Source organism: Mesorhizobium sp. M0590, from assembly GCF_040320905.1.
Taxonomy (GTDB): Bacteria; Pseudomonadota; Alphaproteobacteria; order Rhizobiales; family Rhizobiaceae; genus Mesorhizobium.
On sequence record NZ_JAMYQN010000009.1, the window covers coordinates 77,178 to 96,622 of the forward strand.

The 19,445-nt window shown below is 61.9% G+C and carries 20 protein-coding genes; 4 read left to right on the top strand and 16 right to left on the bottom strand.

Translation table 11 applies throughout. The features are described 5' to 3' along the window. Nucleotides 1-52: 52 nt before the first annotated feature. The 11 genes from NKI52_RS16680 to rpoZ form a co-directional block, all read right to left on the bottom strand. Nucleotides 53-1,141, bottom strand: coding sequence for a porin (locus tag NKI52_RS16680; protein ID WP_352698658.1), 1,089 nt, complete (start codon nt 1,139-1,141; stop codon nt 53-55). A gap of 363 nt (nt 1,142-1,504) precedes the next feature. Next, complete coding sequence (locus tag NKI52_RS16685; RefSeq protein WP_352454374.1) at nt 1,505-2,209, bottom strand: antitoxin Xre/MbcA/ParS-like domain-containing protein; 705 nt, start codon at nt 2,207-2,209, stop codon at nt 1,505-1,507. Nucleotides 2,210-2,576: 367 nt separating this feature from the next. Further along, nucleotides 2,577-3,503, bottom strand: coding sequence for a GTPase Era (gene era, locus NKI52_RS16690; protein ID WP_023677765.1), 927 nt, complete (start codon nt 3,501-3,503; stop codon nt 2,577-2,579). Continuing rightward, entirely contained in the window at nt 3,500-4,225 is a 726-nt protein-coding gene (gene rnc, locus NKI52_RS16695) for a ribonuclease III (RefSeq protein ID WP_023677766.1), read from the bottom strand. The genes era and rnc overlap by 4 nt, the downstream gene beginning before the upstream one ends. A gap of 4 nt (nt 4,226-4,229) precedes the next feature. Continuing rightward, a complete protein-coding gene (gene lepB / locus NKI52_RS16700; RefSeq protein ID WP_023677767.1) occupies nt 4,230-4,979 on the bottom strand; it encodes a signal peptidase I in 750 nt (249 codons plus the stop codon). Nucleotides 4,980-5,056: 77 nt separating this feature from the next. Further along, complete coding sequence (acpS, locus tag NKI52_RS16705) at nt 5,057-5,470, bottom strand: holo-ACP synthase (protein ID WP_352647479.1); 414 nt, start codon at nt 5,468-5,470, stop codon at nt 5,057-5,059. Then, on the bottom strand, nt 5,467-6,048 hold the full coding sequence (locus NKI52_RS16710; protein ID WP_023677769.1) for a DUF2062 domain-containing protein: 582 nt from the start codon (nt 6,046-6,048) through the stop codon (nt 5,467-5,469). Before NKI52_RS16710 ends, acpS begins: the two co-directional genes overlap by 4 nt. Nucleotides 6,049-6,279: 231 nt before the next feature. Then, nucleotides 6,280-6,690, bottom strand: coding sequence for a VOC family protein (locus NKI52_RS16715; protein WP_352647481.1), 411 nt, complete (start codon nt 6,688-6,690; stop codon nt 6,280-6,282). 42 nt (nt 6,691-6,732) lie between these two features. Continuing rightward, on the bottom strand, nt 6,733-7,311 hold the full coding sequence (gene pyrE / locus NKI52_RS16720) for an orotate phosphoribosyltransferase (protein WP_352647483.1): 579 nt from the start codon (nt 7,309-7,311) through the stop codon (nt 6,733-6,735). 86 nt (nt 7,312-7,397) lie between these two features. Beyond that, nucleotides 7,398-9,626: a RelA/SpoT family protein gene (locus NKI52_RS16725; RefSeq protein ID WP_023677772.1), complete on the bottom strand. Its 2,229-nt coding sequence runs from the start codon at nt 9,624-9,626 to the stop codon at nt 7,398-7,400. A gap of 111 nt (nt 9,627-9,737) precedes the next feature. Then, the gene (gene rpoZ / locus NKI52_RS16730) at nt 9,738-10,139 is read right to left on the bottom strand and encodes a DNA-directed RNA polymerase subunit omega (RefSeq protein ID WP_023677773.1); all 402 of its coding nucleotides are present in this window, start codon (nt 10,137-10,139) and stop codon (nt 9,738-9,740) included. Nucleotides 10,140-10,417: 278 nt separating this feature from the next. On the opposite strand from rpoZ, the gene NKI52_RS16735 reads away from it, so the two are divergent. Together NKI52_RS16735 and NKI52_RS16740 are read left to right on the top strand one after the other, a co-directional pair. Further along, nucleotides 10,418-10,999 carry a LabA-like NYN domain-containing protein gene (locus tag NKI52_RS16735; protein ID WP_023677774.1) on the top strand — a complete coding sequence of 194 codons (582 nt, stop codon included), beginning with the start codon at nt 10,418-10,420 and terminating at the stop codon, nt 10,997-10,999. Next, nucleotides 10,996-11,673, top strand: a complete 678-nt coding sequence (locus NKI52_RS16740; protein WP_245274739.1) for a uracil-DNA glycosylase — start codon at nt 10,996-10,998, stop codon at nt 11,671-11,673. The genes NKI52_RS16735 and NKI52_RS16740 overlap by 4 nt, the downstream gene beginning before the upstream one ends. Nucleotides 11,674-11,699: 26 nt before the next feature. Here NKI52_RS16740 and NKI52_RS16745 read toward each other — a convergent pair whose 3' ends face one another. From NKI52_RS16745 to dapA, 4 genes are all read right to left on the bottom strand, one after another. Further along, on the bottom strand, nt 11,700-12,221 hold the full coding sequence (locus NKI52_RS16745) for a hypothetical protein (RefSeq protein WP_352698662.1): 522 nt from the start codon (nt 12,219-12,221) through the stop codon (nt 11,700-11,702). A gap of 107 nt (nt 12,222-12,328) precedes the next feature. Then, the gene (locus tag NKI52_RS16750; protein WP_352698664.1) at nt 12,329-13,057 is read right to left on the bottom strand and encodes a GH25 family lysozyme; all 729 of its coding nucleotides are present in this window, start codon (nt 13,055-13,057) and stop codon (nt 12,329-12,331) included. Nucleotides 13,058-13,163: 106 nt separating this feature from the next. Beyond that, nucleotides 13,164-13,643 (bottom strand): SsrA-binding protein SmpB, encoded by a 480-nt coding sequence (gene smpB / locus NKI52_RS16755; protein WP_023768487.1) that lies wholly within the window; start codon nt 13,641-13,643, stop codon nt 13,164-13,166. Nucleotides 13,644-13,668: 25 nt separating this feature from the next. Continuing rightward, nucleotides 13,669-14,550 (bottom strand): 4-hydroxy-tetrahydrodipicolinate synthase, encoded by an 882-nt coding sequence (gene dapA, locus NKI52_RS16760; protein ID WP_352449009.1) that lies wholly within the window; start codon nt 14,548-14,550, stop codon nt 13,669-13,671. A 327-nt stretch (nt 14,551-14,877) separates the two neighbouring features. Here dapA and NKI52_RS16765 point away from each other — a divergent pair, with 327 nt between their 5' ends. Together NKI52_RS16765 and NKI52_RS16770 are read left to right on the top strand one after the other, a co-directional pair. Continuing rightward, nucleotides 14,878-16,917 carry a lytic transglycosylase domain-containing protein gene (locus NKI52_RS16765; RefSeq protein ID WP_352698666.1) on the top strand — a complete coding sequence of 680 codons (2,040 nt, stop codon included), beginning with the start codon at nt 14,878-14,880 and terminating at the stop codon, nt 16,915-16,917. 230 nt (nt 16,918-17,147) lie between these two features. Continuing rightward, the gene (locus NKI52_RS16770) at nt 17,148-18,059 is read left to right on the top strand and encodes an alpha/beta fold hydrolase (protein WP_352698668.1); all 912 of its coding nucleotides are present in this window, start codon (nt 17,148-17,150) and stop codon (nt 18,057-18,059) included. Between the two features lie 248 nt (nt 18,060-18,307). Here the strand turns inward: NKI52_RS16770 and NKI52_RS16775 are convergent, their stop codons facing one another. Beyond that, complete coding sequence (locus NKI52_RS16775; protein ID WP_352698670.1) at nt 18,308-19,369, bottom strand: tyrosine-type recombinase/integrase; 1,062 nt, start codon at nt 19,367-19,369, stop codon at nt 18,308-18,310. Nucleotides 19,370-19,445: the final 76 nt, after the last annotated feature.

A 19,445-nucleotide genomic window follows, 5' to 3' on the forward strand; every position in this document is an offset into this window, starting at 1 on the left:
AACGGCCCGTAGCGTATCGCTATGGGCCGTTTTTTGCGAGATCGTCGTTTGATCAGAACGAGCGCTGGAAGCGGAAGATGCCGCCGATTGTGTCGGCATCGTCGGCATCGAAATTGTCGTAATAATCGACTTCGGCGGTGATCGTGTAACCAGGAACGATGGTGTAGGCGACGTTGGCCGCAACGGCGAAGTCTTGGTCGTCGGTATAGGAGACCTGGGCGTTCAAAGACGTCTTCTTGTTGACGGCATAGCTGCCGCCGCCCCAGACGGCAAAGTTGCCAGTCCACGGCTTGTAGAAGTTCTTCGCGACGTTGTCGTCGCTGCCGTAGCCCGCCATCACGAACAGGGTCAGGTCAGTAATCGGCTTGACGTCGAGGCGAGCTTTGCCGGCCCATTCTTCCGACGTGCTGTTATAGGCGCCGACCGCAGTGATCGCACCCCAGTCGCCCTTGTATTTCACGCCGCCGACGACAAACGGAACGTAGCTGTCGATCGACTGGTCAGCGCCGGAGCCCGTTTCGACCGAGGCGACTGCCGTAAAGCCATTACCGCCATCGAAATAGTAACTGATCAGGTTGGTGTCCTTGGTGCCGTAAGGAATGATAGTGTCCTGGACGACGTTGCCGGCGTAACCGATGAACGAATCATAGACAGTTTCATCCTTACCGACGCGGAAACCTCCAAGCTGGATCCAGGCGAAGTTCAGGGTAACCGCCTTGTTGTCCTGCACGCTGAAATCAACACCGCTCACGGTGTGTTTGGTGTTGCCGAAGTTGAAACGGGTCTCGGTATAGGTCTTCAACGTGCCGAGCTCGGTCTCCTGGCCGGTCCACGTCTTCAGATTGAAGCGGGCATTCTTGTTCCAGGTCTGCTGCTCGTCACCGTCCATAAGGTCATGTGTCGTCGCGCCATCGAAAACGCGGCCGGCGTCGCCGAAGCTGGCGTCATAGCGGACATAGCCGCCGATGCGCAGGCAGATTTCGGTGCCGGGGACGTAGTAGTAGCCAGCGCCGTAGACGTCGCAGATCTTGACGTATTCGGCGGGTTCCGGCTCGGCGACCACAACAGCGTCGGCGGCGCGCGCACCGGAGACCGCGACGAATGCCGCGGCTGAGCCGAGAAGAAGGCTCTTGATATTCATTTTCTGACCTCTCCAGTCAAAGTTAAAAATGGCTTTGGATTCATGGGTTGAACGGCTGAACGCCTCACCCACGTCGAAAAAGGCGCGCACCGCACCCCCTCTTCAGGCGGCGAACATACTCATCCGCATTCCAGTCTCAATGACGATTCCAAAAATAATCAATGTTTGTATAACAGACTAAATTCATGTTGCACAAATATCACTTTATATTTTCTTCACAATTTGCCCCCGGCACAAACGACACACTGTCACAATTGTACAAAAATATACTTATGCCATTAGCCGGCAAACCGATACGAGTCCGACATACATTCCTTCTACGTGTTCTTTTTTTGGAATAGACTTCTAACGTTGGCAGCGAGATCAAGGCGACTTCGCCATCGCTGCGTTCTGTGCGGCAAGAACGACTTCTGCCACCAGATCCCGTTTGAGCATTTCAATGGGAATACGTCCGGCGAGGCCGGGCGCGGGGCCGATCAGCCACGACCAGGCATGCCGTGGATCGGGCATCGCGGATAACACTTCCTTGATACCCGGCGCCGGCCTGCCGTCGATGAACTGGGCCAGGGGAAATACATGTTTGCGGCCACCGGTGCGCAACGCAACGACGGTGCCGCTCCGCTGCCAGCGATGCAGGGTCGAGCGCGATATGCCGAGATTTTGCTGCAGGAACGTCGACCCGGCGACCCGACCGGCCCAGTCCTCGAGCCTCATCGAGTCGAGGTCGCCCGTTCCGGCCAGGTGTTGGATGTCTGCCCCTTGGCCTTCGTGCGCCGTCGACAGATGCGTCCGGGCACGGCGTTCCGCAGCTTCGGCTGCCAATATCCGCACGAAACGCGACGCCATGCCGGGTAATCTTTCCTGCATGGTGTCGATCGCACTGATGTCGGTCGGCGCAAGCAAAGCGACGGCGGCGGCAACGGCGCCGGCGACCCTGCCCGCTGCAACGACCGCATCGCTGTTCGTAACCTTGCCTTGCCGCGCCAGCACGCGCTCGATCTCAACAGCGACGGCGTTTGCAAACTCGATCTGACGGATGGGGTCGATGCGATTCCAAGTCCTGGTCATGTCCTAATCTGGCTGCTTGCCCGCCTGTTCCGGTTTGCTCGGAAGCGGGTCTTCGCACGCCTATAGGCAGGGTGTATGACGGAGAGACGACAAACGGTAACCATGCTCGATCGCAGTATCGGCAGGAGTTCCAGCCGGTCAGCTGGCCTGTTTTGCATGAAGTATCGGAAATTTCTCAGAAACCGCTCAGGATTTCCCGTCGCGCCGGTACCCCCAAGGAACGGGTCGGCCCGACATGGCCGGCGCATGGCCTCCCGGAATGATTCGGCCGGCTGTTCAATATGCAAGTCGACCAATCGGGCAGCCCGGCGACCGCTCAGAATCCTGAGGCGGCCAACAGGCCGCTCTGCGGATCGCCCAAACAGGCTCAGTGCGGAAATTCGAGCCCCATTTCACGGTAGCGCTCGGGATCGTCGCCCCAGTTCTCGCGCACCTTGACGAACAGGAAGAGGTGCACCTTCTGCTCGAGTATGCCTGCGATTTCCATGCGCGCGGCCTGGCCGATGGCGCGGATCGTCTCGCCCTTATGGCCGAGCACGATCTTCTTCTGGCTGTCACGCTCGACATAGATTGTCTGGTCGATGCGCACCGAGCCGTCCTTCTTCTCTTCCCATTTCTCGGTCTCGATGTGGGAGGAATAAGGCAGTTCCTGATGCAGCCTGAGATAGAGCTTTTCGCGGGTGATCTCGGCCGCGAGCTGGCGCATCGGCAGGTCGGAGATCTGGTCCTCCGGATAGTACCAGGGGCCGGCCGGCAAGGTCTCGGCGAGATAGTCGAGCAGGTCCTTGCAGCCGGACCCGGTCAGCGCCGAAACCATGAAGGTGCGCTTGAACGGCACCCTTTCGTTGGCTGCCGCCGACAATGCCAGCAACGTCTCGTGCTTGACCCGATCGACCTTGTTGAGGATCAACACCATCGGCTGCCGGACATCCTTCAGCCGCTCGAGGATGGCGTCGGCATCGCCCCGGATGCCGCGCTCGGCATCGATCAAGAGCAGCACGATATCGGCGTCCTTGGCACCGCCCCACGCTGTGGTCACCATCGCGGTGTCCAGCCGGCGCTTCGGCTTGAATATGCCCGGCGTGTCGACGAAGACGATCTGCGCGTTGTTGTGGGTGGCAATGCCGCGCACGATAGCGCGCGTGGTCTGCACCTTGTGCGTCACGATCGACACCTTGGCGCCGACCAATTGGTTGACCAGCGTCGATTTCCCCGCATTGGGCGCGCCGATCAGCGCGACGAAGCCGGAGCGGGTAGCGGGAGCTTCTGTTGCCGGAGCTTCGGTGGCGGTCATGCGGCACTCCCTTGATCGAGCCAGACGCCTTCCCGCTGCAGAAGTGCCGCGGCTGCAGCCTGCTCCGCCTCGCGCTTGGAGCGCCCGCTGCCGGTCGCCGGCGGATAGGCGCCGACCTTGACACTGACGGTGAACAGCGGATCGTGGTCCGGTCCCTCGCGGCTGTCGATTATGTAAACCGGCACTGCGCCTGCCGCCTGATGCGCCCATTCCTGGAGTTCGGTTTTCGCATCGCGACGGGCGGCGTCAATGGCTTGCGAGCGCGGCTGCCAGTATCTGTGGATGAAGGCACGGGCCGCTTCCAACCCTCCGTCGAGATAGAGCACGGCGATCAGCGATTCCAATGCATCGGCGCGCAGATTGACGCGCTTGCGCCCGTCGAGGCCGCGTACGTCCGAACCGGCGCGAATAAGTTCCGGCAGGCCGATCTCCTCGGCAATTTCCGCCAGGGCTTCAGCGTTGACCAGAGCGTTCAATCTCAGCGACAGCTCACCCTCGGCGGCGTCGGGAAATGCCGCCAGCAGCATATCGGCAACGACAAGGCCGAGAACGCGGTCGCCCAGGAATTCGAAACGTTCGTAGTCGATGCCGGCGTGACTGCCGCGAGCGCTGGCATGGGTCAGCGCCCGCTGCAGGCGCTGATGGTCGCCAAAACTGTGGCCGGTGCGCTCCCTGAGCGCCTCGGCGAGCGCATCGGCGGTCAGCCGTTTCGTCGCCGCCATGGCCCTAATTGACGAAATCGAACAGGCGCGAGGCGCGCATCAGTGACGGCCATTTCCAGATTTCGAGCGGGCTGGCGCTGCCGCCGATCGAGAAGAAAATGAGGTTGGCGCGGCCGACCAAATTCTCGTCCGGCACGAAGCCGACGGTGAAGCGGCTGTCCGACGAGTTGTCGCGATTGTCGCCCATCATGAAATAGTGACCGGGCGGCACCTTGAACTCTTTGGTATTGTCGCCGATCGAAGCCTGCGTCAGGTCGAGCGTGTCGTAGCTGACGCCGTTCGGCAGCGTCTCGCGATAGACATCGACCGGCCCGTTCTCCTCGGTGATGTCGCGGTTGTCGATCTGCCCGACCTTGACGCGCGGCACGCCCACGTCGTTGATGAAGAGCTGGCCATCCTTGACCTGGATCTTGTCGCCCGGCAGGCCGACGACGCGCTTGATATAATCGACAGAAGGATCCGGCGGAAACTTGAACACCACCACGTCGCCGCGCTTCGGCTCTGAGCCCCAGATGCGGCCCGAAAAGATGTTCGGCCCGAACGGCAGTGAATAGCGGGAGAAGCCGTAGGACCACTTGGTGACGAAGAGATAGTCGCCTTCGAGCAAAGTCGGCCGCATCGACCCGGACGGGATCGAGAACGGCTGGAACAGGAGCGTGCGGATGACCAGCGCAAGCAGCAGGGCCTGGACTATGACGCTGACGGTTTCGCCAAGTCCGCCGGATTTCTTCTGGGTTTTTTCAGCCACGCTCATGTCGTCCTCGATTGTGCGTTGGATGGTATAGAGTCTCGGCGCGCGCTGGGCAACGTCATGCCGGTGGTCAGATGCAATCAATGTGGCGCTTCTTCGACCGGCAACGCTTCAATGATCACAAAGGCTTGAGCGAGCGGAAAATCATCGGTGATGGTGAGGTGGATCACCGCGCGGTGCCCTTCAGGCAGAATTTCGTCCAGCCGCGCGGCCGCCCCATTGGTCAGCGCCATGGTCGGCTTGCCGCTGGCCAGGTTGACGACCCCCATGTCGCGCCAGAACACACCCTGCGCCATACCGGTACCCAATGCCTTGGCGCAGGCTTCCTTGGCAGCGAAACGCTTGGCGTAGGAGGCCACACGCGCCGCGCGGTTTTCGGAGCGCGCCTGTTCGATCTCGGTGTAGATGCGCTGGATGAAGCGCTGGCCATGGCGTTCCAGCGACTTCTCGATGCGTCTGATGTCGATGAGGTCGCTGCCGATACCGATAATCATTCGGCAGGAACTTCCGGCCCGGTTTTTCCAGCCTTTGCCGCTCTTTCGGCCAGCCGCTTGCGGCGCTGCTCGTGGAAGGTGACCATGCCCCAGCGGGTGATGCCGTAAAACAGCAGGCCGAAAACCAGGCCGAGCGGTATTGCGCCGATCGTCATCGGCTTCAGCACCGGTCCCCACAATTGCGCAAAGGAAAGATTATGCAGCATGTCGCCGAGATGCGCGGGCGGGCCATGCGCCGGCAGGTGTTCATGCAGGATCAGCTTGCCGACCTCCCAGGAGGCGGCCCATAGCAGCGGAAAGGTTAGGGGGTTGCCGAAGACCGTGCCGAGTGCTGCCGCGACCAGATTGCCGGCGATCAGCCAGCACAGGATGGCAGCAATGATGAAGTGAAAGCCAAGCGGGAAAAACGACGCGAATACGCCCGCCGCAACACCTGCGGCCACGGCATGCGGCGTGGCCCTAAGCCGCAGGATGCGCTTGGAAAAATACCGCAGCGAGCGCGAGAACGAGCGGCGCGGCCACAAATAAGTACGCACCCGCTCGAAAAAACCATCAGGCTTGCGCCGTCGAAAAAGCACTCTGTTCCTGTTCCTAGTTCCGTCAATAGCTTCACGCCGGCTTCTCCAGCCGGGCGCGACAGCCCCATGCTGCGCTCTGCGGTCGCCGAAAAGCAACTACGACTTTGATATAGCGATGCGCTGGCCGAAGAACAACGAGGCCGACGGCATCCGCTTGGTGGCCGGTCGCGCCGGCCCTGGGTGTCGCCGTTCTGAACAGGGCATGATCGCGGCGAATTTAAGGAGCGTCACTTAGGATCGATATTCGCTGACCTCGACGAGATTGCCGTCCGGATCGCGGAAATAGACCGACATCATCGCACCCCGAGCGCCGACACGCTCGACCGGGCCGACCGCTATCACCACACCATTGGCGGCGAGGTTGGCACATATCTCGGCGAGCGGCCGGGCAGCAATCAAGCAGAAATCTCCGGAGCCCTGCGTCGGCGCCTTCGCCTTCGGCTCGAAGGTGTGCCCGACCTCGTGCACATTGATCTTCTGCGTTCCAAACAGCAGCGCCGTTGGTCGGTCCGGCTCGTCGAGGCGCTTGAAGCCAAGCACGCGCTGATAGAAGGCGCAGGTATCGTCCACCGAACGAACCGTCAGCACGAAATGATCGATGCCGGCAATCACGGAAGCGCCTCTTGACTTGTTTTTATGCATGTCGTTGTCCCAAAACCGCCGCACACTTTTGGGCGACATGCATTAGATATTGCGGCTGCCCGGCTTGATCGCCGGTATGGCGGCGAGTTCGGGCGGCAGCCTGTCGGCCGGATAGGCCGGAACTTCGTATTCGGCGAGTGCGATCAGCGGCACGCCGACATCGGTCTTGCCGGCCGAACGGTCGATGATGCATGCGGCGGCAACGACTTCGGCGCCAAGGCCGCGCAGGCAGTCGATGGTCTCGCGGATCGACAGGCCGGTGGTGACGATGTCCTCGACAATGACGACGCGCGATCCCTTGGCGATCTCGAAACGGCGCAGCCTGAATTCGCCCCCTTCCCGCTCGACCCAGATCGCCGGCGCACCAAGATGGCGCGAGGTCTCATAGGCCGGGATCAGCCCGCCGATCGCCGGGCCGACGACGTAGTCGATCCTGCCGGGCACGTCAGTGCGAATCTTTTCGGCGAGCGCCTTGCACAAGCGCTCGGTCTTGTCGGCATGCATGAAAACACGCGCTTTCTGCAGAAAGACCGGGCTGCGCAGGCCCGACGTCAGGATGAAATGCCCTTCGAGAACGGCGCCGGCCTCGCGGAAAATGCCCAGCACTTCATCGGTGTTCATCGTTCACTCCATGTCCATGGTGAATGGTGAATGGTGAATGGTAGTGAGAGCACCCTCTTCACTATTCACTATTCACTATTCACTATTCACCCATTCACGCGCCTTGCATCGCTGACGCTCGAATTGTCCTTTAGCTGCGACAGCAGCCGGTTCAAGTGCTTGAGGTCCCACACTTCGAGATCGATCAGCATTTCGGTGAAATCGGGCGCGGTGCGCACCATCGACAGAGTGTGGATATTGGCGTCGTTGGATGCGACGACCTGTGCAATGTCGGCCAGCGAGCCCGGCGCGTTGATGGCGGTGACCGAGACGCGCGCCGGGAACCGCTCCTTGGTGCGCTCGTCAATATCCCAGCGCACGTCGATCCAGCGCTCGGGCTGGTCGTCAAAGGCCTGCAGCGCCGGCGACTGGATCGGATAGATGGTGATACCGGTTCCCGGCTGCACGATGCCGACGATGCGATCGCCTGGCACTGCCCCTTCCGGCGCGAAGCGCACCGGCAGATCGCCGCGCACACCGCGGATCGGCACCGCGTCGTCGCGCGGCTGGTTCTTGTCCTTGCGTGCGGCGCGGCCCGGAATCTGGAACAGCATGCCGGCGGCGTTGCGGATCTTCGACCAGCCCTCCTCGCGCTGCTTGGGCGCGACCAGCGTGACACGCTCGTCCTTGTAGTCGGGAAACACCGCCTTCATGACATCGGTGGAGGCAAGTTCGCCTCGGCCGACCGCGGCCAGCACATCCTCGATGTCCTTGCGCGCCAGCCGGTGCAGCACCGGCTTCAGGCTTTCCTTGGTGAAGGTCTTGCCGGAGCGTTCGAAGGCGCGCTCCAGAATGCGGATACCGAGACCTGAATATTGCTTGCGAATGGCGTTCTTGGTGGCGCGGCGGATGGCCGAGCGTGCCTTGCCGGTAACGACCACCGATTCCCACGCCGCCGGCGGGACCTGCGCCTTCGAGCGGATGATCTCGACCTCGTCGCCGTTCTTCAGCTCCGTCATCAGCGGCATGATGCGGCCATTGACCTTGGCGCCGACGCAAGTGTCGCCGACGTCGGTGTGGACGGCATAGGCAAAGTCGATCGGCGTGGCGCCGCGCGGCAGCGCGATCAGCATGCCCTTCGGCGTGAAGCAGAATACCTGGTCCTGAAACAGTTCCAGCTTGGTGTTTTCGAGGAAGTCCTCGGGATTGTCGCCTTCGGCAAGCTGCTCGATGGTGCGCCGCAGCCAGGCATAGGCATTGGTTTCCTTCGAGATCGCATGGGCGGCACCATTCATCTTGCCACCGGTATCCTTATAGATCGAATGAGCCGCGACGCCGTATTCGGCGATCTTGTTCATTTGATAGGTGCGGATCTGCAATTCGACGCGCTGGCGCGACGGGCCGACGATGGTAGTGTGGATCGAGCGGTAGTCGTTCTGCTTCGGCGTCGAGATGTAATCCTTGAAGCGGCCGGGCACCATCGACCAGGTGGTGTGGATGGCGCCGAGCGCGCGGTAACAGTCCTCGACCGTCTCGACAACGACGCGGAAGCCGAAAATGTCGGACAGCTGCTCGAACGACAGCGCCTTGGCCTCCATCTTGCGGAATACCGACCACGGCTTCTTCTGCCGGCTCTTGACCTCGGCCTTGATCGAATATTTGTCGAACAGCGTGGAGAGCGCCTTCTCGATCTCCGACAGCACGCCCTTGTTGCGCTCGAAGATTTCGGCCAGCCGTGCGGTGACGGCGCGGTAGGCTTCCGGATTGATGAAGCGGAAGGCAATCTCCTCCAGCTCCTCGCGCATGCCTTGCATACCCATGCGGCCGGCCAGCGGCGCGTAGATGTCCATCGTCTCTTCGGCGATGCGCAGGCGCTTGGCTTCCGGCACATGGTCGAGCGTGCGCATATTGTGCAGGCGGTCGGCGAGCTTGACCAGAAGCACGCGCACGTCTTCCGAGATCGCCAGCAACAGCTTGCGCAGGTTCTCCGCCTGCTCGGCCTTCTTCGAGACGAGGTCGAGCTTCTTCAGCTTGGTCAGGCCCTCGACCAGCTTGCCCATTTCCGGGCCGAACAATTCGTCGATCTCGGCCCTGGTCGCCGTGGTGTCCTCGATCGTGTCGTGCAGCAAGGCAACGGCGATCGTCGCCTCGTCCATGTGCATTTCGGTGAGGATGGCGGCGACTTCGAGCGGATGCGAGAAATACGGGTCGCCGGAGGCGCGTTTCTGGTGGCCATGCTTCTGCATGGCGTAAACATAGGCCTTGTTGAGCAGCGCCTCGTTGACGTCAGGCTTGTAGCGCTGCACGCGCTCGACAAGCTCATACTGACGCATCATGGCCGGGATCTCGCAATGCTGAAATGAATCATGCGCCGCACTGGCGTACGGCGCATGTCATAGATAGCCACGAAACTGCCGACGCGAAAGTGTCGGCAGTTGTCGCTAAGATCAATAATCGTCGCTTTTTTCCGGCGGCACCAGGCCTTCGATGCCGGCCAACAGGTCTTCTTCGGTCATGCGATCGAAGGTGACGTTGTCCTCGGCGTCGTCGGCATCGGTGGCTGCAACGGCGCTGCCGGTCTGGTCGGCAATCGCCTCGCCATCGGCTTCCGGCTCATCGACCTCGACATGCTTCTGCAGCGAATGGATGAGATCTTCCTTGAGGTCGTCCGGCGACAGCGTCTCTTCGGCGATTTCGCGGAGCGCAACGACCGGGTTCTTGTCGTTGTCGCGCGGTACGGTGATCTGCGCGCCCTGGCTGATCTGACGGGCGCGGTGGCCGGCCAAGAGCACCAGCTCGAAGCGGTTGTCGACCTTGTCGATGCAATCTTCAACGGTTACGCGGGCCATGAGTTGCCCCTTTCATGCCTGGATTTGATGGAAAACAGGCGCGGTCCATAACCTGAACGCTGCCAAAATACAAGCTTTTATGGCGGTGCGCAGCTCTGACGCGGGCCGCCTGCGACGACACAGCGCCGATCACAATTGCTTGCGGTGCGGCATGGTGCCTTGGATTGCCGTAAAACTGGCGTTATCTCGAACGATGAAGGCCAACAGGTCTATTATCAGACCGGCCGATAGTCGCCACGCATTTAGACGACCGCTTATTTCGAAAAAGGACATTTTCCATGTTCGATCCTCGTGAAAAAATCGCTCTCTTTATCGACGGTGCCAATCTCTACGCCACCTCGCGCGCGCTGGGCTTTGACATCGATTACCGCAAACTTCTGGCGAGCTTCCAGAAACGCGGCTATCTGCTGCGCGCTTATTACTACACCGCGCTGGTCGAGGATCAGGAATACTCCTCGATACGGCCGCTGATCGACTGGCTCGACTATAACGGCTTCAAGGTGGTGACCAAACCGGCCAAGGAATTCACCGACTCGACCGGCCGGCGCAAGATTAAGGGCAATATGGATATCGAGCTGACCGTCGATGCGCTCGAGCTTGCCGATGTCGTCGACCATTATGTCATCTTTTCGGGCGACGGCGATTTCCGCACGCTGGTCGAGGCGCTGCAGCGGCGCGGGCGCAAGGTGTCGATCGTCTCGACCATGGCTTCGCAGCCGCCGATGATCTCCGACGATCTGCGCCGCCAGGCCGACCATTTCATCGACTTGATGACGCTTAAGAATGAAGTCGGCCGCGATCCGTCGGAGCGGCCGGTGCGCCGGCCCGAACCGGCCGAAGTCGACGAGGAAGACTATTGACGGTCGTTGCCTTGACCGCGCCCCTGGTCGTCTCCCCCGAACCCGATCGCGATTGCCCGCTCTGCCCGCGGTTGCACGACTTCATCGCCGAGTGGCGACGGCGCGAGCCGTCCTGGTTCAACGCGCCGGTGCCGACCTTTTTGCCGCCGGAAGGCGAGGATGCAGTGCGTCTGCTGATCGTCGGGCTGGCGCCTGGACTGCGCGGGGCGAACCGGACGGGGCGCCCCTTCACCGGCGATTTTGCCGGCGACCTGCTCTACAACACGCTGATCGCGCACGGCTTTGCGCGCGGCGAATTCAAAGCGCGACCGGATGACGGGCTGGAGCTTGTCGGTACGGCGATTACCAATGCGGTGCGCTGCGTGCCGCCGGACAACAAGCCGGTTGGCGCCGAGATAGCGACCTGCCGGACGTTCCTGGTGCCGACGATCGCGCGATTTCCAAATCTGCGCGCTGTGCTGGCGCTTGGCTCGATCGCGCACCAGTCGACCGTGCGGGCGCTCGGCCAGCGCGTTGCCGCCTATCCGTTCCGGCATGGTGGGCAGCAGCAGGCCAATGGCATCACGCTGTTTTCCAGCTATCATTGCTCGCGCTACAACACCAATACCGGCGTGTTGACGGAAGCGATGTTCGTCAACGTCTTCAGTCAGATAGAAGCTTTTCTGAAGACATAGAGTCGGACGAGGCCCGCTGGCAAGCCCTAGATTCGGGCGATCGCGAACAACCAGGCCAGGAGATCCAGCAACCACAGAAACAGTGCAAGCTGCAGCGCGACGCGCAGGCGTTGGATGATCCGCCAATTGCTAGCCATGTCGGATTTGATGCGCAGCGCAAGCGCTCGGTGCATCCCGTCCAGGGTTGCGGGAGGGTGCCGATCGACGAAGTCCTGGAGCAGCTTCTCTGGATCGAAACGGAACGTATAGTTATAATACGGCCACACCATAATCGCGACCAGCAGCCCGATAAGAAAAAGCAATGTCAGCGCCAGCCAGTCCCAAGGCCCCACGCCATCCAGGAGCGCCCTGCCTCCGAGGAGAGAACTCGCGAACGCGGTTGCGAAGATCAGATTGCCGGCGCGCGTATTGAGACTTTCAACCACGCCCTGCTGGTGCTGGAGGCCACGCACCGCCTCCGCATAGACAAATGCCAGGCGGGGGTCGCCGCCGTCCGTCGCAGCAGGCGGGGCGTTGCTGTCATTGGTTGATGAAGGGCGCTCCGGCATCAAATGTACTTAGCACGGCGCCGCCTGCGATATGAATAGCCACATGGGGAACGCTTCGTCGCTCTGTCTTCGGGCCATCGAGGGTGTTTTGGTGGACAGGAATAGCGTCAATCCGACGCCGTCGCTTCAGGCGCTGCGGCAAACAATGCGGCCAGCGTCGCAGGTCCGCCCTGGAGAACATTCAGGTCGACGTCGCCGCTGATGCCGTCGACGCGGCCCCGGTTGTGATACTGCCAGTAGATCCAGTTGTCATGGCCCGGCCGCAGCGCCAGCGAACGCAGCCAGCGCGGGCGGCTGGCTAGCTGCCCGGCATAGGCTTGCGCCGCCTCGTCGGTCACATAGAGGATCGCCGTCTTGCCGAACGCCGCCTCGACCGGGCCGAGGAAGGCGGAGAGTTCGGCGCTCAGCTGTTCGGGAGTTGGCCGCTGCGGGCAATTGCCGCCGAACTCGATGTCTACCACCGGCGGCAGCAAAGGCTGATCGTGCGGCACCACCGAGATGAAGTTGCGTGCCTGATCGGCACCCGGTCTGCAGAAGGTGAAGAAATGATAGGCACCGACGGCAAGACCGGCGGCGCGGGCCGCGCGCAAATTGGCGGCGAAGGCATCGTCGACATGATCGCCGCCTTCCGTCGCCTTGATCACGGCGAAGGCGACATCGTCGGCGGCAACACGCCGCCAGTCGATCTGCCGCTGATGATGGGAGACGTCGATGCCCCTGACCGGATATTTGCGGCGGTCCGGAGAAAACGTCTGGAAGTAGGTATAGCCGCCGGCCAGAACGAGGCCCGCCACGAGCAGACCGGCCGCGCCCCATAAGACGATCCGGTTTTTCAAACGAGACCTATCCCTTTTGGTCCGCCCTGCCCGCCGCTATGGCTCCGGGCGTTCGTCGCTCGAAAAGCCAAATCGCTGGCTTTTCCTCCGCTTCGCGGACCGCTCCTCACCCTCGCTCCTTCAGCAGCCGGCCCTTCTCGCGCGACCAGTCGCGCTGCTTTTCGGTCTCGCGCTTGTCGTGCAGCTTCTTGCCGCGGCCAACGGCGAGCAGCAGCTTGGCACGGCCTTGGTCGTTGAAGTAGATCTTCAGCGGCACCAGCGTCATGCCTTCGCGGTCGACGCTTTGCGCCAGCTTGGCCATCTCGCGCTTGTTGAGCAGCAGTTTGCGGCGGCGGCGCGGCTCATGGTTGAAGCGGTTGGCCTGCAGATACTCCGGCAAATAGGAGTTGATCAGCCAGATCTCGCCGCCCTCGACCGAGGCGTAGCTGTCCTGGATATTGGCCTGGCCCTGGCGCAGCGATTTCACTTCCGTACCGGTCAGCACCAGGCCGGCCTCGATCGTGTCGAGCACCTCATAGGAAAACCGCGCCTTGCGGTTTTCCGCAACGGTCTTGTTGTTGGGATCGGCTTTTCTGACTTGATTCATGATGCGGAGAGGTGGCGCCTCATCCCTAGTTTATCAAGCCGGCGTGCTTCATCGCCGCGTCGATCTTCTCGGCGGTCGACGGCTCGACCGTCATTAGCGGCGAGCGCAGCACGTTCTCGACCTTGCCCAGCTTCGACAGCGCATATTTCGCGCCGGAAACGCCGGGCTCCATGAAAATCGCCTTGTGCAGCGGCAACAGACGGTCCTGCAGGTCGAGCGCCTTGGCGCAGTCGCCGGAAAGCGTTGCCTCCTGGAATTCAGCGCAAAGCCTGGGTGCGACATTTGCCGTCACCGAAATACAGCCGACGCCGCCATGCGCGTTGAAGCCGAGCGCCGAGGCGTCTTCGCCGGAGAGCTGGATGAAATCCTTGCCGCAGGTGGCGCGCTGCTCCGAAACCCGCTCGACCTTGCCGGTGGCATCCTTGACGCCGACGATGTTCTTGAAGTCGTGCACCAATTGCCCCATCGTCTCCGGGCTCATGTCGACCACCGAGCGCGGTGGAATGTTGTAGATGATGATCGGCAGGCTGGTCGCCTTGGCGACGGCGGCGAAATGCGCATAGAGGCCGCGCTGCGTCGGTCTGTTGTAATAGGGCGTGACGACAAGGGCCGCGTCGGCGCCCGCCTTCTCGGCATACTGGACCAGGCCGACCGCCTCGTCGGTGTTGTTGGAGCCGGCGCCGGCGACGACCGGAACCCGGCCCTTGGCGACCTCGATGCAAACCTTGACGACTTGGCGGTGCTCGTCATGCGACAGCGTCGGCGACTCGCCGGTGGTGCCGACCGGGACCACGCCCGTCGTGCCTTCGGCGATCTGCCAGGCGATGAACGCGCGAAAGGCTTTCTCGTCGAAACGGCCGCTCTTTTCGAACGGTGTGACGAGCGCGGTCAGCGAGCCTCTTAGCATGTCGTCCAACTCCTTGGGACTAGCGCATGACCCCGAAAATCGCAGTCGATTTCGGAAAGGATCATGCGCCAATTTAAATTGCTACAGCGTCCTTTGCGCGTCTGAGAAGACGCGCGGCGCTGTAGGTGTTTGTCGTGCGCGCCTTCTAGCCGAAAGCGAAGCGGCGCACCATAGTCTCGACATTGTTGCGCGGCAAGCATTGCGCCAGCAATTGCAATTCGAACGACCTCGATAGGGTTTTCTTTACGGGCCCTTCATCACAGACGAATAGGCTGCAGTTCATCTGTGCCAGCTGTAGCATCGAAGAAATAGGAAAAGACCAAATCCATGCCGACCAGGCGGCCTCATCTTTTCGCGCTTCTCGGCGCGATCGTTGTGCTGGTCCCCGGCGCGGCGATCGGCGGCAGCGTCGATGGGCAGGTCACGTCGGCGATCCCGATGACGGAGCCGCAGAACGATGCACTGAAGCAGTCCCCTTCGCCATCCGCCAGCGTCGCGGCGCTGAAGAGCGGTCTCGATGCGCTGGCGGCAAACGACATTCAGCGCGCGCGCCAGGTGCGCGAAGCGCTGCCGGCCAAATCGCTCGATCGGCACATCCTTGCCTGGGCGATTGCGCTCTATGGCAGCGACCAAGTGCCGAGCGGCGACATCGCCGATGCCGCGAAGATGCTGCCGAACTGGCCGGGCACGATCGCCTTGCGCAAGAACAGCGAGCGCGCGCTCTATCGCGAGAACCCCGCGCCACAGGTCGTGGTGCGGGCGTTCGACGGCAGCCAGCCGCTGACCTTCGAGGGCGTGGTGATCCTTGCCCGCTCCTATGTAGCGCTGGGCGATACCAAGGCGGCGCGCTCGGTGCTGTCGCCATTCTGGCGCACCGAAAAGCTCGAAGCCACGGACGAGGCGGCGGTCATCCGCGAGTTCGGCGCGCTGATCCCGGCCGCCGACCATCGCTTCCGCATGGAGCGCATGTTTTATGCCGATCGGGTCGCTTCGGCGCTGCGCGTCGCCGGTCTCGCCGGCGCCCAGCAATTGGCCGATGCCTGGGCGGCGGTCACCAAAGGCGACAAGAACGCGGCCAAGCTGCTGAAGGCGGTGCCGGCAGCGCAGCGGGCGGCCGGCTATCTGTTTGCCGAAGCCGAATATCTGCGCAAGCAACAGAAATTTTCCGATGCCGCCGCGCTGGTGCTGAAGGCGCCGGGCGACCGCGACGCGCTGGTCGATCCGGACGCCTGGTGGGTCGAACGCCGGGTGCTGTCGCGCGAGCTGGTCGACCAGGGCGACATGAAGACCGCCTACAGAATAGTCGCCGCGCATGCCGCCGAAAGTCCCGCCAATGCTGCCGAGGCGGAATTCCATGCAGGCTGGTACGCGCTGCGCGGCCTCAACGACCCGAGCACCGCCGCCAAGCATTTTGCGCAAATCGCGGAGCTCGCCCAAGGGCCGATGTCGCTGTCGCGCGCCTATTACTGGCTCGGCCGTGCCGCCGAGGTCGGCGGTCCCGGCAGTGCCAAGGATTATTTCAGCCGCGCCGCCAGCTACGGCACGACCTTTTACGGCCAGCTCGCCGGCGAGCGTGTCGGCCAGCGGACCCTCAATATCGTCTACCCGCAGCCAAGTGCCGCCGACCGCCGGAATTTTGCCACCCGCGAGGCTGTCAGCGCCATCGAGCGGCTGCAGCAGGCTGGCTATGACCGCTATGCCGAAACCCTCTACCGCGACCTTGCCGGGCAGTTGAGCAGCCCCGGCGAACTGGCGCTGCTTGCGATGCTGGCGGAAAGACAAGGCAACCATTTCATGGCGCTGAAGGTCGGCAAGATCGCCGGCGCACGTGGCATCGACGTCGGCGCGCTGTCGCATCCGCTCGGCGTCATTCCCGACACCGCCAACATTTCCGGCTCGGGCAAGGCGCTGGCCTATGCGATTGCCCGCCAGGAAAGCGAGTTCAACATCGGCGCCGTCTCCAGCGCCGGCGCGCGAGGACTGCTGCAGCTGATGCCAGGCACGGCCAAGCAATTGGCGAAGAAGGCCGGCATGACATTTTCTCAGGCCCGGCTGACCACCGATGCCGGCTACAATGCGACGCTGGGCGCTGCCTTTCTCGGCGAGCAGCTCGGCCGCTTCGACGGCTCCTACGTGCTGACCTTCGCCGGCTACAATGCCGGTCCCGCCCGCGCCGCCCAGTGGGTGGCGAAATACGGCGACCCGCACGGCAAGGACGTCGATGCAGTCGTCGACTGGATCGAGCGGATTCCCTATACGGAAACAAGAAGTTACGTTCAGCGCGTGATGGAGAATTACGAGGTCTACAAGATGCGTATCTCCGGCAAGTACGATATTGTCGGAGATCTGGTGAACGGCCGGGGTTAGCCTTTCCTTCCCCCCTTGTGGGAGAAGGTGGCCGAGCGAAGCTCGGTCGGATGAGGGTGCTCCAGCTTGGTTCCGACAGCGCTCCGTCCAACACCCCCCAACCGTCTCGGCGCTAACGCGCCGATCCACCTTCTCCCACAAGGAGAGAAGGAAGAGCCCCCGATTTGACCGCCCCTGCCCTCGCCTGTAGCAGTCGCAACGATCTGACAGCAGCACGGAATCGAGTGTACATGCCAAACGACGAAGGCTTCTCCGATTTCTTCTACGCCGCGCCGGACGGGCTGTCCCTGCACGCCCGCATCTACGGCGAAGCGAATTCCGGCCGCTGGCCAGTCGTTTGCCTGCCCGGCCTGACCCGCAATTGCCGTGACTTTCACGAATTGGCGCTTTATCTGTCGGCGCAAGCGAAGCGCAACGTCGTCGCCTTCGACTATCGCGGGCGCGGGCAGTCCGCCTACGATGCCGATATCGGCCATTACAATATCGGCATCGAGGCGGGCGATATCCTTGCCGGGCTGGCGGCGCTGAACATCGAGAAGGCAGCCTTCATTGGGACGTCGCGCGGCGGACTGATCATCCATGTGCTCGGGGCGATGCGGCCGCCAGTGCTGAAGGCCATCGTCTTCAACGACATCGGCCCGGTGATCGAGTCGCAAGGTCTCGCCCATATCCGCTCCTATCTCGACCTCGCGCCCAGGCCGAAGACGTACGCAGAGGTGGTCCGCGGCCTGCGCAGCACCCATGGCGCGGATTTTGCGGCGCTGACCGATGCGGATTGGGAGCGGATGGCATCAGCCCTCTACCGCGAGACCGAGGAGGGATTTCTGCCCGATTTCGATCCGAAACTGGTCGAGACGCTGGCGGGGCTCGATCCCAGCCGGCCGCTGGCCGATCTTTGGCCACAGTTCGACGCGCTGGCGGCCATCCCGATGCTCGTCATACGCGGCGCGAATTCGAAGCTGCTGTCCGCCGAAACGCTCGAGCAGATGCGGACGCGCCATACCGATATCGAGACGATCACCGCCGACGGCCAGGGCCATGCACCGTTTTTGGAGTCCGGGATCCTGCCGGGCAGGATCGCTGGTTTTTTCGATCGGGCGGAGCGGGCGGGGTGGTTAGAAGTAAAACTCAAGATCAAATAACCACCTTGAAAGCTTTACACGGACCCTATTTAGCGGTGACAGATTGTCGAAGTCGGTGCCCACGTTTCTTCCCTTCTCCCCCTGTGGGAGAAGGTGGATTGGCGCGTAGCGCCAAGACGGTTGAGGGGTGTTGGAAGAAATGAGGCGTTGGCGTTCCCTGGAACACCCCTCATCCGACCGAGCTGCGCTCGGCCACCTTCTCCCACAAGGGGAGAAGGGAGAGCCGTACGCGACCCAGATGGGCGACACTACCGGGATTTTGCTCTTTTCACCACGGTTTTCGGAGACTTTTCGCTCTTAGCCGGCTTATTCTTCTGCTCATCCATCGCTGAATGAGCAGACAAAGCGCTTGCGCCGCCACTGTCCGCGCCACTGCACCGCGGCGTCTCCAGCACAGTGACGCAGCCATCGAGGTCGTTGGTGGCCAGATGGGCGTAGCGCATGGTCATCGACAGCGTCTGGTGACCGAGCCACATCTGCACGCGCCTGATGTCGATGCCGCCCTGGACGAGACGCGAGGCGCAAGTATGGCGCAATATATGCGGCACGACCTGATCGTCGGCGCCAAGCCCGACTTCGGCCTTAGCATCGTTCCAGATGGCGCGAAACTGCGCCTGGCTGAGCTTGGTGAACGGGCCTTTGGGCCGGCGGCCCTCGGTGGCCGGCAGCTTGATCACCTCTTTTACCCGCTCGGTCATCGGAATGGTGCGGCTGCGGCCGGATTTGGTGATCCAGAAACTGACGCGGTGCTCCTGGATATCGTTCCAGATCAAACCCAGCGCTTCGCCGAGGCGGCAACCGGTGTCGACGAGAAAGACGGAAAGCCGATAAGCGTCCTCGCTGCGGCTCTTGATGGCAGCGAACAGCCGGGCCTCCTCGTCCCTTTCGAGGAAACGAATCCGTCCCGCCCGCTCCTTCTGGCGGCGGAACTCGGGCAGGCTGTGGATATCTCCCATCTTGTGAGCCTTGCGCAGCAGTTTGCTGAGGGCAGCCATCTTCCGATTGATGGTTGCGTTGCTGTTGCCGCGCTGGCGCAAGGTGCCGATAAGATTGTCGAGGGTGCTTTGGTCAAAGGCGCTGAAACGCTCCCCAAGGAGGATCTCGTCTATTTCGCCGATGAAGGAGCTGACATTGTATTTATGCCGCCCGTCATCCCAAAGTATGTCCCGGTATGCTGAAAAAAGTTCTCCGATCCTGTGCGACTTTACTTCTCGTATCTTGTTGTAACTGAATTTTATTTTTGCAGTTTGAGAAGAAAACATCGAAAAATGATCAGAGGTTCCTCCCTCTTGAATCGCATCGTTCGTCATTATTCGCCACACCCCCGAGTGGATAGGCCTAGACCTACCTGCTTGGCGGTGCCCTTTCAAGAGTTTTAAGCGTTGC